This window comes from Lysobacter sp. Soil_N_51 (assembly GCF_057655755.1).
In genome coordinates this window covers 103493-116909 of the sequence record NZ_JBDGLR010000014.1, presented here as the reverse complement: position 1 = coordinate 116909, position 13417 = coordinate 103493, and the positions used below count along the sequence as shown (strand labels likewise).

The following is a 13417-nucleotide window of genomic DNA, read 5'->3' as shown; positions in this document are numbered from 1 at the left end:
GCGTTCTTCTTGGCTGAAGTGGCTGTACTGCGTTCCCATCGGATTGGACTCAAGGCGGGTGATGCACTTGAGGGTAGCCAGTGCAAAACGCTTTTTTTGAATCAAGTGCCCGCGCGTGCGGTGCATACGCAGGCATGCGCCACACGGGACATCCATGTCCCGGTGGCGCACGGCGTGCATCCTGCACGCTGCCCTTCGGGTGTGCTGTTACTAACGCGAGTGCGTGGCTTCGCAGCGCTGGATGAATTGCGCGGCTTCAAGCTCAAGGCCAAGGCATAAAGCAAAGCGAGGCAAGGCAAGGCAAGGCAGGCCAAGCCGAGCAAGGCCATGGCTCGCTGGAACGGATGCAACTTCAAGTTTCCATTTGGTGCTATTGCCACCCAAAGACGCCATCAGCCAGGGCGATACCGGCAAACAAAAACGCCGGCTTTCGCCGGCGTTTTCGCGATACGACCGCCAAGCGCGATCAACCCGTCACATCTGCTCCAACGTCACCGCCACCGCATGCACCACCGCGCCGATCTTGAGCGCGCTCTGCACACCCTGCGCGCTGATGTCGTGCTTGCGTAGCACCTTCTCGTGCGAATCCATGCAGGCGCCGCAACCGTTGATCGCCGACACCGCCAGCGACGCCAGTTCGAAGGTCATCTTGTCGATGCCCGGATTGGCCATCACGTTCATCCGCAGGCCGGCGCGCAGCTGGCCGTACTCTTCGTTCTGGATCAGATGCGTGGCGCGGTAATAAATGTTGTTCATCGCCATCACCGCGGCCGCGGCCTTGGCGCCGTTGATCTCTTCGGGCGACAGCTTTTCGGCGGCGAATTCCTCGATCGCCGCGGCGAACGGCTTGTAGCGCGAGGCGATCGCGCAGGCCAGGGCGATGGCGCGGATCTGCCTGGCGTCCAGGCCCTGCGAACCGGCGTCGCTGAGCACGCTGTCGAGGTTGAGCTTGAGGTCCTTGGCGTAATCGGGAAGCGAGTTGCGAAGATCGGAAAGGCTCATCGAAGGCTCCTTGAAAGGCGGCGAAAGATCCGTCGCGCGACGGACACGCGTCATCGCCTGGCGGGCATGCGCAAGCGCACGGCTGGCGGGGTCGATAACGAAACGGAAGAAGTGCAGCCGGGGCGAACCCCGGCTGCGGGCATCCCGCATGGGAGGGAGGTTGGCCGCGGGCGGCCACATGCGGGGGTACTGCCTTGAAAGTCTGCGCCGACAGCACAAGCCGGCGGCGCAGTAGAACCAGAGGGGAGCCGGGTCACGGAATCCGGCTCCGCGGGAGATCACTCCCGGTCGAACGATCTACACGGACGAACCGCGGCGATCGCGCCTGAAAATATCAGGCGACCTTGAGGGTGCTCTCGCCCTGGCTCCAGTTGCACGGGCACAGCTCGTCGGTCTGCAGCGCATCGAGCACGCGCAGGACTTCCTGCGGGTTGCGGCCGACCGAACCGTCGGTCACGTAGACGAAGCGGATGATGCCGTCCGGGTCGACCAGGAAGGTCGCGCGCTGGGCGACGCCGTCTTCGGTCAGGATGCCGAGCGAGGAGGTCAGGTCCTTCTTGATGTCGGCCAGCATGGGGAACGGCAGGTCGCGCAGGTCCTTGTGGTCCTTGCGCCACGCCAGGTGGACGAACTCGCTGTCAGTCGACGCGGCCAGCACCTGGCAATCGCGGTCGAGGAACTGCTGGTTCAGGTCGCCGAAGCCCTTGATCTCGGTCGGGCAGACGAAGGTGAAGTCCTTCGGGTAGAAGAACACCAGCAGCCACTTGCCCTTGTAGGTGTCGTTGTCGATGTCGGCGAACGCGCTATCGAGACTGTCGATACCAACGGTGGCCTTGACCTTGAATTTCGGGAACTTTTCGCCGATCGAAAGCATGCGGATGACTCCTTGACGGGATGGGAGGGGTTGGGAGGGGTGGTTGGTGCCGAAGGGCGCAACTTATGTGCTGCATGTTGCAGCACAGCAATTGATAAATAAAATGAATTGTTCCTATTATGCCGATAGTCACACTCAATTGACAGGCCGCGCATGAACCTTCGTGATCTCAAATATCTGGTCGCTCTGTCGGATCACAAGCACTTCGGCCGGGCGGCCGCGGCCAGTTTCGTGAGCCAGCCCACGTTGTCGACCCAGATCAAGAAGCTCGAAGAGGAGTTGGGTGTGTCGCTGGTCGAGCGCGCGCCGCGGCGGGTCATGTTGACGCCGGTCGGTCGCGATATCGCCGAGCGCGCGCGCAAGGTCATCGCCGACGTCGAGCAGATGAGCGAGATCGCCCGCCGCAGCCAGGACCCGGAGGCCGGCTCGGTGCGGCTGGGCCTGTTCCCGACCCTGGGGCCGTACCTGTTGCCGCATGTGGTGCCGGGACTGCGCAAGCGTTTCCCGCGCCTGGAATTGCTGCTGGTCGAAGAGAAGACCGACCAGATCCTCGCGCGCCTGCGCGACGGCCGCCTCGACGCCGGCCTGCTCGCGTTGCCGATCCATGACGATCAGTTGCATGTCGAACCGCTGTTCGATGAACCGTTCCTGCTGGCGGTGCCGCAGCAGCATCCGATGGCCGGGCGCGATTCGCTGGATCTGCAAGATCTCGATGATCAGCACCTGTTGCTGCTCGAGGAAGGCCACTGCCTGCGCGAACAGGCGCTGGACGTGTGCCGCCTGGCCGGCGCCGACGAACGCGACGGTTTTCGCGCCACCAGCCTGGAAACGCTGCGGCAGATGGTCGCGTCCGGGGTCGGCATCACCTTGCTGCCGATGCTGTCGGTGCAACCGCCGGTCCCGCCCTCGCCCGACATCCACCTGCTGCGTTTCAACGGCGAGTCGCCGCACCGGCAGATCGGCATGCTGTGGCGACGCAGTTCGGCGATGTCGGAGTTCCTGATGCAGCTGGCGCTGGAGTTGCGCAAGTTGCCGGCGTCGTTGTTGCAGGCGCCGCGGCCGGTGGGGGAGAAGCGCAGGAGTGTGCGTGGGCCGCAGTGAGAAGCCGTGATCCAGGCGTGTGATTTGAACCGCGCGTCGGAGTTTCGCCGTAAATCAGATGTCGCGGTCGCAGCTTACGCAGCTCCTACAGTGGGAAACGTGGGATCGCTGTAGGAGCGGCGTGAGCCGCGACTGAGAACCCGCACGCTTCGACGAAACGGCGCTGCCCGCATCACCGCACACCTGACGCCCGTCACTGGCCGCATCGCAATCGTGCGCCGATCATGTCCACCCTCGAACCACAAGGACATGCCCGCATGAGCAAGACCATCGCCTTCGTCATGATCGACCGCCCCGCCGACTGGGAATACGGCCCGCTCGCCGGCGCCGCGCATGCCTGGTTCGGGGTCGATGTCGTCACCGCGAGCATCGACGGCACGCCACTGACGACGATGGGCGGCATGACCCTGCAACCGCATACCCGCCTGGCCGAACTCGACCCGCTCGCCGCCGACCTGTGGGTCGTGCCCGGCAGCGCGCTGTGGGACGAAGCGCCCGCGCCGGAGGCGATCGTCGCGGCGCTGCGGACGCGTGCCGCGGCCGGTCGCGCGATCGCCGGCATCTGCGGCGGCACGCGCGCGCTCGCCACCGCCGGCCTGCTCGACGAACGCGCGCACACCAGTAACGAGCCGGGTTATCTCGATGAAGTCGTCGGTTACCGCGGCAAGACGCATTACCGCGACGCGGCCTGCGTCAGCGATGGCACGATCGTGACCGCGCCGGGCAGTTCGCCGATTTCCTTCGCCGAGGCCTGCCTGCGGATCGTGGTGCCGGAACAGGCGGAAGGGATCGCGCAGATGCGCGCGATGTTTGCGCGCGATTTCGGTTGATTCATCACTGCACTGTTCGCTCGCAGAACTGGCATGCGAGCGCGCAAAACCAGCCAACGAAAAACCGCGAGGTCTTTTGCAGGAAAAGACCTCGCGGCCTGCGTCGATTGCGAGTTGCGAGTCGCTGCGGATTCCTCGAGCAACTGGCCAATTCACATCGACGATTCACGTTGCTAATTCACATCACCGCTTCAAATCACCCAGCTCACACCACCCCGATCGGACAACTCACGCCAGTCCCGCCCAGGCCGCAATACCCCATCGGGTTCTTAGCCAGATACTGCTGGTGCTCGTCCTCGGCGTAATAGAACACCGGCGCCGGCGGCTCGGGAATTTCGGTGGTGATGTCGCCGAACCCGGCTTCGCGTAACTTGACCTGGAACGCGTCGCGGCTGGACAGCGCGGCCCGGTACTGGGTTTCGTCTTCGCAATAGATCGCCGAGCGGTACTGAGTGCCGGCATCGTTGCCCTGGCGCATGCCCTGGGTCGGGTCGTGGCTTTCCCAGAACACTTTCAGCAGATCCTCGAACGCGACCTGCTTCGGGTCGTACACGACCAGCACCGCCTCGGTATGCCCGGTCTGGCCGCTGCAGACTTCGCGATACGTCGCATTGGGCGTGTAACCGCCCGAGTAGCCGACCGCGGTGGTGATCACGCCCGGCACGGTCCAGAACTTGCGTTCGGCGCCCCAGAAACAGCCCATGCCGAACTGCACCCGCGCCAGTCCGGCGAAGGCGTCGCGCAAGGGTTGGCCGTTGACGAAATGACGGTTGTGCAGCGGCAGTTCCTGCGCGCGCCCGGGCAACGCGTCTTCGCGCTGCGGCAGCCGCTGCTTGAACGCGCCTATGCCAGGAATGAATGAACCGGCCATCGTCTCGCCTCCGTATCGTCGATTGTCGCGGGGATCGCTATCGGGCAAAGCCCTGCCGATGAAATGCGGCATGTGTCGCAGGATTCAAGCGCCGATCACGCGCGCATGGCTTGTCGGTCGCAGCCAAACCCGGGAAGCTCGAAGGGCCCCGCCCGTCCGCACGTGCGCACCGCGACGGTGCCGCACCCGCCTGGACGTCCCTCGCCCCCTTCAAGGACTCGGCTCATGAACCCTCCCCTGCTTCGCGCTGGCCTGATTGCCACCGGCCTGTTGTCGGCCGCGTTGGCCTTCGCCGCGCCCGCCCATGCCGCCGACGAATTCGGCAGTGACTGGGACGATCCGCGCACCGCCGACCCGGCCGTCGCGCGACCCGACACCCGCAGTTGCACGGTCGAGATCCTCGACACCGCGTTCGCCGATTTCGACTGGCACCCCGGCGCGATCGCGCCACCCGCGGCCTGCCCCGGGCCGTGGAGCAAGGTTGTGCTGGAAATGGACGGCCAAGTGAAGGGCGTCCAATACGATCGCCTGGGCTATCTGCAGATCGCCGGCATGACCGTGCTGTCGACCAGCACGCCCGAACCTTCGCGCGACGGCATCGGCTGGCATGTCGAGAAAGACATCAGCGCCTACGCCTCGTTGCTGAAATCGCCGCAGGCGGTGCGCATGTACCTCGGCAACGTGGTCAACGAGACCTACACCGGCGTGATCTACATACAAGCGCGGGTCGTCTTCTACAACGCCGACCGTCGCCATCCCGCGCTCGACAGCGCCGACGTGGTCGCGCCGCTGGCCAACGAACGCCGCGACGGCGCCGACCTGATCGGCGACTACACCCTGCCGGCCAACGCCACGCGCTGGCTCGGCGAGGTCTACGCCACCGGTTCGGGCGGCGGCTGCGAGGAATTCTGGTACTTCACCGCACCGCCGGAAGCGAACTACTCCTGCCCGGCCCAGCACGGCCCGTACCGCGAAGTGCAAGTGTTGATCGACGGTCGCGTCGCCGGCATCGCCATGCCATATCCGCATATCTATACCGGCGGTTGGTCGAACCCGTTCCTGTGGTACGTGATCCCGGCGCCGCGCGCGTTCAACATCGAACCGATCCGCTACGACCTCACGCCCTTCATCGGCCTGGTCAACGACGGCCGCGCGCACGAAGTGCGCTTCCGCGTCGCCAACCTGCCCGACGGCGCCTCGGGCTGGACCTTGCAACCGAACCTGCAGGCCTGGACCGACGCCCGCCGCGGCGCCACCGGCGGCCGTCTGCTGAGTTATGAACTCACCCCGCTCGCGGCCAAATCCGTCTACACCGCCTTGCCGGACGGCAGCTTCAAACTCGACACCCGCGGCGGCCATCGCTTGCGCGCGAGCGGCTATGTGGACACCTCCAAGGGCCGCGAATTCACCAGCATCGACCGCATCGTCGGCAACGAGAATCTGCACACCTGGGGCGCCGAGGAAAACCCCGACGGGGTGAAGGGCGAATGGAACGACACCCAGACCGTCACCCGCATCGGTCGCGGCCTGCCGACGGTGGCGGTGCAGTCGCAGCGTTTCGGTCTGGACGGCTCGATCAGCGTGGTGCCGTCGGGCAACTATCAGCGCATCGTGACCACGATGAAGATTTTCGACGAGGCCAACACCTTGCAGACGCCGGGGTTGGGGCAGCCGTTGATTGCGCAGGCAACGCGCAATAGCTTCGAGGGTGAGGCGGGCTGGAATTACGGGGTTCCACGGCCGGAGCGGCATGCGACGGGGCATTCGACGCAGCGGCATCGCAGTGTGAGGACGCAGGGGTGCTATGACCACGAGATCGCGCAGGAGAATGGGTTCATTCAACTGGATCGGTATCGCTGTGGTGGGTCTCGCTGATTGATTTTTCGCGGGTCGGTGTTTTTCAACCTGACTAGAGGTGACGAGTCGGGGCTGAAGCCCCTCCCACAAAAAAGCTCCTGGCTTAGGCGCGACTGGATCTCGGCCTTTGCTCTGCCTTTGCTCAGCTTCGCCTCTGCTTTGGCCCGGCGCGGCTTATAACTCGCGATGCAATAGCAGGCCCGAAGGGCGACGCGCATGGATGCGCGTCGTAGGCCACCCAGGACATGGATGTCCTGTGTGGCCTACCCCCGCGTAAGCACCGCACTTGCGGGCTCTTGATTCGAAACAGGAACGCCTTTTTCTTTGAATCAAGGGCCCGCGCGTGCGGTGCTGACGCAGGCATGCTCCACACGAGACATCCTGTCTCGGTGGCGCACGGCGCACATCCATGTGCGCCGCCCTTCGGGTGTGCTTTTGCTAACGCGAGTTACTTGCCTCGCAGCGCTGGATGAACTGCGCGACATCAAGCTCAAGCCAAGCAATGCCAACGTCAAAGGCGAAGGCGAAGGCGAAGGCGAAGGCGAAGGCGAAGGCGAAGGCGATCAGCTATGCGCGACATGCTCAATCAACTCAAGCGCCATCCCGCGCAGAAAACAACGGCTGATCGCCGCGCGCCAACCCCAGAAAAATACCCGCCAACGACAACCCGATGCCGACCAGCTCGATCGCGCCGAGCGACTTGTGGAACAGCAACACATCCCAGACGTAAGCCAACAACGGCTGCAACAACAGACACAGACCGACCACGCCCGCCGGCAACTTCGGCATCGCCCGCCCGATCACCAGCCAACCCAGCACCTGCGCAATCGCCGCATACGCCGTCAGGATCAGCCAATCGTGCGCGCTCGCCGGCAGCAAGGTCTCGCCGCCGAAGGGCACGCTGACCCCGAGCATCGCCGCGCAACCCAGACACAACCACCACTGCAAGGCCTCGTTAGGCGTCGGCCCACGCCGCGCCTGCGCAGCCCGAAATGCGAGCAGGAAACCGCCATAAGCCAGCGCTGCGGCCAGGCCGAAGGCCACGCCCAGGCGGAAGCGCGCGTCCATGCTTTCCCAGCCCGGCGCGAGCAGCAGGGCCAGGCCAATCAGGCCCATGACCAAGCCGACCCACAACCGCCAACCCGCGCGCTCGCCAAGAAACACGGCGCCGACGCCGGCCAACACGAACACCTGGAAATTCGCCAGCAGGGTCGACAGACCCACGCCGACGTACAGGATGCTGCGATGCCACAGCCACAGGTCCAGCGCCAGGAACGCCGCGCCGAGCATGACCAGACCGAGCACCCGTCCGTCCGGGCGCCAATGACGCATGCGACCGCGCCGCCACGGCTGGCCGAGCAGCACCAGCAGGATCGCCGCCGCCAGCGCCATGCGCCAGAACGCCGACGCGGCCGGGCCGATCTCGACCCATTTGACGAATACCGCCGAACTGCTGATGACGCTGGCGCCCAGCAGCATCTGCAACAGCGGCGTACGCGAGGAAGCCGTGGAAGCGGCAGCGTTCATGCGCGCCTCCGCAATCGGGACAGATCAATAACGGATCGCATGCGAAAACTCCGGTCGTCCCCGCCCGCGGCCATCGCCGTGAACGGGTGGCGCCGTCGCGGCGACCGGCGGCCGGCCGGTCGCGCCGCGGACGGCGCATCGAATAAGAAAGGGTGGGATGCGGTTCGATTCGTGGACGCGAACCGCTGGCGCCGCGAAGGCGCCGTGGCCCGACTCGGGCGCGCGACCGAAGTCCGCGCCCGCGAGGTCAGGCCGGCAGCCAGCCGTTGGGCGGCAGACCGCCTACCGGGTCCGGCTCGTCGGCGACCTCCGGCGGCGGATCGCCCAGCGACAAGGCCTCGACCACCTCGCGCGCCTGCGGCCACGCAGCCTGCGGCACGCACACCTGCACCGCGCCGAACGCCGGCAGCTCGCCGATCCCGCCCAACAGCGCTTCGCCGCGCAGGAACACCGGAATCCCGGCGTCCTCCAACGCATGCCGGACCAGATGGGCATCGATCAGATGAGCGGCTTCGTAGACGACTTTCATCGTCCTTCCTTCGGCGCGGGGCCTGGCGGGGTCTGCACCCAGCATACGCCGGCCGCGCGCGCCCGGCCCATGAACGCTGTGTCCCGCGCGGCGATCGGCCGGACCCGGCAAGGCCAGAGCGTGGCCGCGACCGTTCAGGGCCGGAAGCACGGAATGCCGGCAACGGCTAAACTCCCGGTTCTCCCTTTCCTGTGTCCGCAAAGCATGTCTGCCGATCCCTCCCGCATGGCCCCCGAAATTCCGACCGACACCGCCGCCACCGGCGCGGTCAAGCAGGATTTCGTCCGTCAGATCGTTCGCGACGACCTGGCCAGCGGCAAGCACCAAGCGATCCGCACGCGCTTTCCGCCCGAGCCCAACGGCTACCTGCACATCGGCCACGCCAAGGCGATCGCGCTGGATTTCGGCATCGCCGGCGAGTTCGGCGGCCGCTGCAACCTGCGCTTCGACGACACCAACCCGGCCAAGGAAGACCCCGAGTACGTCGCCGCGATCCAGGAAGACGTGCGCTGGCTCGGCTTCGACTGGGCCGAACTGCGCCACGCCTCGGATTATTTCGAAGTGTTCTACCTGGCCGGCGAGAAGCTGATCCGCCAGGGCGACGCCTTCGTCTGCGACCTCAGCGCCGAGCAAGTGCGCGCCTACCGCGGCTCGCTCAACGAGCCCGGCCGCAATTCGCCGTACCGCGACCGCAGCGTCGAGGAAAATCTCGACCTGTTCCGGCGCATGCGCGCCGGCGAGTTCGCCGACGGCGCGCGCACCCTGCGCGCGAAGATCGACATGGCCTCGGGCAACATCAACCTGCGCGACCCGGCGCTGTACCGGATCAAGAAGGTCGCTCACCAGAACACCGGCGACGCCTGGCCGATCTACCCGATGTACGACTTCGCCCATTCGCTCAGCGATTCGTGCGAAGGCATCACCCACTCGCTGTGCACGCTGGAATTCGAAGACCACCGCCCGCTCTACGACTGGTGCGTGGCCAAGGTCGACCTGCCGAATTCGCCGGAACTGCTCGCGCCGCTGCTGGCGAAGGGTTATCCGAACGAAGCGGCGATCCCGCGTCAGATCGAGTTCTCGCGCGCCAACCTCAACTACACCGTGATGAGCAAGCGCAAGCTCATGGTGCTGGTGCAGGAAGGTCTGGTCGACGGCTGGGACGACCCGCGCATGCCGACCCTGCAGGGCATCCGCCGGCGCGGCTACACGCCCGCGTCGCTGCGTTTGTTCGCCGATCGCCTGGGCGTCAGCAAGCAGAACTCGACCATCGATTATTCGGTGCTCGAAGGCTGCCTGCGCGAAGACCTCGACGCGGCCGCGGCGCGGCGCATGGCGGTGATCGATCCGCTCAAGCTGGTCATCACCAATCTGGACGATTCGCACGAAGAGTCGCTGCACTTCTCCAATCATCCCAAGGACGAGAGCTTCGGCTCGCGCCAGGTGCCGTTCTCGAACCAGCTGTGGATCGAGCGCGAGGATTTCGAGGAAGTGCCGCCGAAGGGCTTCAAGCGCCTGATTCCGGGCGGCGAAGTGCGCCTGCGCGGCGCCGGCATCCTGCGCTGCGATGAAGTGATCAAGAACGAGGCCGGCGAGATCGTCGAACTGCGCGGCACCCTCGACCCGGAGTCGCGTCCCGGCATGGCCGGTGCCGACCGCAAGATCAAGGGCACCATCCATTGGGTCAGCGCGCGTCACGCGGTCGAGGCCGAAGTGCGGCTGTACGACCGATTGTTCGATGTGTCCGCGCCCGACGACGACAGTGATGGCAAGACCTATCAGGATCATCTCAATCCGAACTCGCGCCGCGCCGTGACCGGTTACGTCGAGCCGTCCGCCGCCGAGGTGGCGCCGGAGCAGGCTCTGCAGTTCGAGCGCGTGGGCTATTTCGTCGCCGATCGCTACGACCACAGCCCGGGCCGGCCGGTGTTCAACCGCAGCGTCACTCTGCGCGACACCTGGGCGTCGAAAGAGTGAGCGCGCGCGCATGAGCCCGAAGATTCCCAACCTGCTGACCGCCTCGGTCACCCTGGCGCTGCCGAGCTGGATCGACGAAGTGGTCGACCGCAAGCGCGCTTATCTCAGCGATGAGGACAAGGTCGCGCTGGCGATCGAACTGTCGCGGCACAACATCGAACTGGCCACCGGCGGCCCGTTCGGCGCGGCGGTGTTCGACGGCAACGGCCTGGTGGTCGGCGTCGGCGTCAACCGCGTGGTGCCGCAGAACTGCTCGGTCGCCCACGCCGAGATGATGGCCTTCATGTGCGCGCAGGCCGCGGTGAGCGCGTTCCGGCTCAACGAGATCGGGCCGATGACCCTGGCCACCTCGGCGCAGCCGTGCTGCATGTGTTACGGCGCGAGTTTCTGGGCCGGCATCAACAACCTGCTGATCGGCGCGCGCTCGGAAGACGTGATGCGGCTGACCGAATTCGACGAAGGCCCGCTGCCGGCGGATTGGGTCGGCGAACTCGAACGCCGCGGCATCGCGGTGCGGCGCGACCTGCATCGCGACGCGGCCTGCGACGTGCTGCGCCGTTATGGCGAGAGCGGCGTTTCCTACTGATCCACCGCTTCATGTAGGAGCGGCGTGAGCCGCGACCGCGACCTCTCGCTTACGTCGCCACTGCGAGGTCGCGGTCGCGGCTCACGCCGCTCCTACATTTCAGATACCCCGCGCTTCCGCAATCATGTGAGTCCCGACGATGACCGAGTCCGCCCTGCTGTGTTGGTGCCGCGCCGGCTTCGAGCCCGAACTCGCCGCCGAGTTGAACGAACGCGCCGCGATCGCCGGCCACCCCGGTTATGCGCGCACCCAGCGCAACAGCGGCTACGTCGAATTCATCGTCGAAGACGCCGCCGCGCTGTCGCGCGCGCTGCCGTGGTCGCAGCTGATCTTCGCCCGGCAAAAACTGGTGCGCATCGCCGACCTGAGCGATCTCAATCCCAGCGATCGCATCACTCCGATGCTGGCCGCGCTCGATGCATTGGGCGGCTCCGGCCTGAACGTATCGATGTTCGGCGAGTTGCTGGTCGAGCATCCCGATTCCGACGAAGGCAAGCAGTTGTCGGGCCTGGCGCGCAGCTTCGGCAACGCGCTGCGTCCGGCGCTGCGCAAGGCCGGCTGGCTCAGCAAGACCGACGATGCGCGCCGTCCACGCCTGCATGTCGCCTTCCTTGCCGGCGATCACGCCATGCTCGCGCTGTCCGATCCGCTCGACAGCTCGCCGTGGCCGCTCGGCATTCCGCGCCTGCGCATGCATCCCGATGCGCCGAGCCGTTCCGCGCTCAAACTCGAAGAAGCGCTGCTGACCTTTCTCGACGCCGACGAGCGCCAGCGCCGCGTGCGCGACAACATGCAGGCCGCCGACCTGGGCGCCGCGCCCGGCGGCTGGACCTGGGTGTTGATGCGCAACGGCATGATGGTGACCTCGGTCGACAACGGTCCGTTGAAACAGGAGTTGATCGACAGCGGCCGGGTCGATCACCTGCGCGCCGACGGTTTCACCTGGCAGCCCAGGCGCACCCTGGACTGGATGGTCTGCGACATGGTCGAGTCGCCGGCGCGCGTGGCCGAGCGCATGGCCACGTGGTTCCGCGAGAACTGGTGCCGGCAGGCGATCTTCAATCTCAAGCTGCCGATGAAGAAGCGCTGGGAAGAGACGCGCATCTGCCTGGAAGCGTTCGAACATCAGGCGCATCGCCCGCTGATCGTACGCGCGCGCCAGTTGTATCACGATCGCGAAGAGATCACGGTGTTCGCCACGCCGAAGTAAGCAATGGCGCGCTACGAAAACTTCACGTTCGATTGACCGCATGCCTACATTCGCAGCGATGGTCGCGACGCATTGAGCGATCGACGTCGCAATGCACGTCGATGCCGCGTGCGTGTTCAGCGCGGGTTGCGAAGATTTACGCGGCATTGATCTTGCGCGGTCTAGCGTCGGGGCATACCCACACCACGCGAGGCTCCGCCATGCAGCAGCACGCGAACCGATCGAAACACATTCTTTCCAAGCACACTCTGCTCGCCCTGGCGATGCTTACCGCATTCGCCAGCAGTGTGCAGGCGCAGGTTCCGTCCAAGGTCCAGGCTAAACACGACGCGATCGAGAAGGCCGAAATGGCCGCGGCCGAAGCGCGCGCGGCGCGTCAGGATGCGCAGACCGCGCAAGCCGCGGCGCAGGCCGCCGCGGCGACCCGCGACGAAGGCGCGTTGACCGCGCGCGGCGCGCTGACCGCCGAAGCCACCGCTTACGACGCCAAGCAATCGGCGCTGGATGCGCAGGACGCGGCCATCAAGGCTCGTCGCGCCGCTGAAGCCGCGCGTTCGGCGCAAGCCTCGGCGGTGTCGGGCAACAACCCGACCGGCGCGGCGATCGAAGCGCGGGCAGCCATGAACGACGCCATGACCGCCAGTTCGATCGCGACCGACGCCACCACCACCGCCCAGGCCGCCGCATCGGCGACCGCGGACGCGGTGCAACAGACCGGCGCCACCACCAGCGTGCAGACGATGCCGCGCGCGATGGATTCGACGATGGAACCGCGCATCGACTTCACTGCGCTCGACGCCAACCGCGACGGCAGCGTCAGCCGGGTCGAAGCGAGTCTGAGTCCGGCGTTGACCGCCGACTTCGCGATCGCCGATCGCGATGCCGACGGACGATTGAGCCAGCGCGAACTGGCCGTGTGGGCGCCGCGATAAGTAAGTAACGCGGATCCCGCGCGACGCATCGACGCGCGCGCCGGATCAAGTCGACAGGGGCGAGGGCGCCTTCGGCAACGAAGGCGTCCTTGTTTCCGCGATTCGGAATCCAGTCGTGCTTCGC

The 13417-nt window shown here is 66.0% G+C and carries 13 protein-coding genes; 8 read left to right on the top strand and 5 right to left on the bottom strand.

Annotated elements, in window-relative coordinates:
• A partial coding sequence (locus tag AC3A4T_RS23590; RefSeq protein WP_487677599.1) for a hypothetical protein occupies positions 1-279 on the top strand: 279 nt, incomplete at its 5' end.
• A 195-nt stretch (positions 280-474) separates the two neighbouring features.
• Here AC3A4T_RS23590 and ahpD read toward each other — a convergent pair.
• Both ahpD and AC3A4T_RS23580 read right to left on the bottom strand, forming a co-directional pair.
• Entirely contained in the window at positions 475-1002 is a 528-nt protein-coding gene (gene ahpD, locus AC3A4T_RS23585) for an alkylhydroperoxidase, AhpD family (protein WP_487677598.1), read from the bottom strand.
• A 334-nt stretch (positions 1003-1336) separates the two neighbouring features.
• Entirely contained in the window at positions 1337-1876 is a 540-nt protein-coding gene (locus AC3A4T_RS23580; protein WP_036115812.1) for a peroxiredoxin, read from the bottom strand.
• Between the two features lie 153 nt (positions 1877-2029).
• Here AC3A4T_RS23580 and AC3A4T_RS23575 point away from each other — a divergent pair, with 153 nt between their 5' ends.
• Together AC3A4T_RS23575 and AC3A4T_RS23570 are read left to right on the top strand one after the other, a co-directional pair.
• Positions 2030-2977 (top strand): LysR substrate-binding domain-containing protein, encoded by a 948-nt coding sequence (locus tag AC3A4T_RS23575; protein ID WP_487677597.1) that lies wholly within the window; start codon positions 2030-2032, stop codon positions 2975-2977.
• Positions 2978-3234: 257 nt separating this feature from the next.
• On the top strand, positions 3235-3807 hold the full coding sequence (locus AC3A4T_RS23570) for a DJ-1/PfpI family protein (RefSeq protein WP_487677596.1): 573 nt from the start codon (positions 3235-3237) through the stop codon (positions 3805-3807).
• Positions 3808-4012: 205 nt separating this feature from the next.
• Here AC3A4T_RS23570 and msrA read toward each other — a convergent pair whose 3' ends face one another.
• Positions 4013-4663, bottom strand: coding sequence for a peptide-methionine (S)-S-oxide reductase MsrA (gene msrA / locus AC3A4T_RS23565; protein WP_487677602.1), 651 nt, complete (start codon positions 4661-4663; stop codon positions 4013-4015).
• A gap of 240 nt (positions 4664-4903) precedes the next feature.
• On the opposite strand from msrA, the gene AC3A4T_RS23560 reads away from it, so the two are divergent.
• Positions 4904-6553: a peptide-N4-asparagine amidase gene (locus AC3A4T_RS23560; protein ID WP_487677595.1), complete on the top strand. Its 1650-nt coding sequence runs from the start codon at positions 4904-4906 to the stop codon at positions 6551-6553.
• A 573-nt stretch (positions 6554-7126) separates the two neighbouring features.
• Here the strand turns inward: AC3A4T_RS23560 and AC3A4T_RS23555 are convergent.
• Positions 7127-8062 carry a DMT family transporter gene (locus AC3A4T_RS23555; RefSeq protein WP_487677594.1) on the bottom strand — a complete coding sequence of 312 codons (936 nt, stop codon included), beginning with the start codon at positions 8060-8062 and terminating at the stop codon, positions 7127-7129.
• A gap of 247 nt (positions 8063-8309) precedes the next feature.
• A complete protein-coding gene (locus AC3A4T_RS23550; protein ID WP_487677593.1) occupies positions 8310-8591 on the bottom strand; it encodes a putative signal transducing protein in 282 nt (93 codons plus the stop codon).
• Between the two features lie 225 nt (positions 8592-8816).
• Here AC3A4T_RS23550 and AC3A4T_RS23545 point away from each other — a divergent pair, with 225 nt between their 5' ends.
• The 4 genes from AC3A4T_RS23545 to AC3A4T_RS23530 all read left to right on the top strand — a co-directional run bounded on the left by AC3A4T_RS23545 (position 8817) and on the right by AC3A4T_RS23530 (position 13293).
• A complete protein-coding gene (locus AC3A4T_RS23545; RefSeq protein WP_487677592.1) occupies positions 8817-10565 on the top strand; it encodes a glutamine--tRNA ligase/YqeY domain fusion protein in 1749 nt (582 codons plus the stop codon).
• Positions 10566-10596: 31 nt separating this feature from the next.
• Positions 10597-11151 carry a nucleoside deaminase gene (locus AC3A4T_RS23540; RefSeq protein WP_056113261.1) on the top strand — a complete coding sequence of 185 codons (555 nt, stop codon included), beginning with the start codon at positions 10597-10599 and terminating at the stop codon, positions 11149-11151.
• Between the two features lie 139 nt (positions 11152-11290).
• Positions 11291-12361 (top strand): 23S rRNA (cytidine(2498)-2'-O)-methyltransferase RlmM, encoded by a 1071-nt coding sequence (gene rlmM / locus AC3A4T_RS23535; RefSeq protein ID WP_487677591.1) that lies wholly within the window; start codon positions 11291-11293, stop codon positions 12359-12361.
• A gap of 200 nt (positions 12362-12561) precedes the next feature.
• The gene (locus AC3A4T_RS23530) at positions 12562-13293 is read left to right on the top strand and encodes an EF-hand domain-containing protein (RefSeq protein ID WP_487677590.1); all 732 of its coding nucleotides are present in this window, start codon (positions 12562-12564) and stop codon (positions 13291-13293) included.
• Positions 13294-13417: the final 124 nt, after the last annotated feature.

Excerpts from the sequence above, each read along its gene's own strand:
- ahpD (WP_487677598.1), bottom strand. The coding sequence starts at position 1,002 with ATGAGCCTTTCCGATCTTCGCAACTCGCTTCCCGATTACGCCAAGGAC.
- AC3A4T_RS23580 (WP_036115812.1), bottom strand. The coding sequence starts at position 1,876 with ATGCTTTCGATCGGCGAAAAGTTCCCGAAATTCAAGGTCAAGGCCACC.
- AC3A4T_RS23575 (WP_487677597.1), top strand. The coding sequence starts at position 2,030 with ATGAACCTTCGTGATCTCAAATATCTGGTCGCTCTGTCGGATCACAAG.
- AC3A4T_RS23570 (WP_487677596.1), top strand. The coding sequence starts at position 3,235 with ATGAGCAAGACCATCGCCTTCGTCATGATCGACCGCCCCGCCGACTGG.
- AC3A4T_RS23560 (WP_487677595.1), top strand. The coding sequence starts at position 4,904 with ATGAACCCTCCCCTGCTTCGCGCTGGCCTGATTGCCACCGGCCTGTTG.
- AC3A4T_RS23555 (WP_487677594.1), bottom strand. The coding sequence starts at position 8,062 with ATGAACGCTGCCGCTTCCACGGCTTCCTCGCGTACGCCGCTGTTGCAG.
- AC3A4T_RS23550 (WP_487677593.1), bottom strand. The coding sequence starts at position 8,591 with ATGAAAGTCGTCTACGAAGCCGCTCATCTGATCGATGCCCATCTGGTC.
- AC3A4T_RS23545 (WP_487677592.1), top strand. The coding sequence starts at position 8,817 with ATGGCCCCCGAAATTCCGACCGACACCGCCGCCACCGGCGCGGTCAAG.
- rlmM (WP_487677591.1), top strand. The coding sequence starts at position 11,291 with ATGACCGAGTCCGCCCTGCTGTGTTGGTGCCGCGCCGGCTTCGAGCCC.
- AC3A4T_RS23530 (WP_487677590.1), top strand. The coding sequence starts at position 12,562 with ATGCAGCAGCACGCGAACCGATCGAAACACATTCTTTCCAAGCACACT.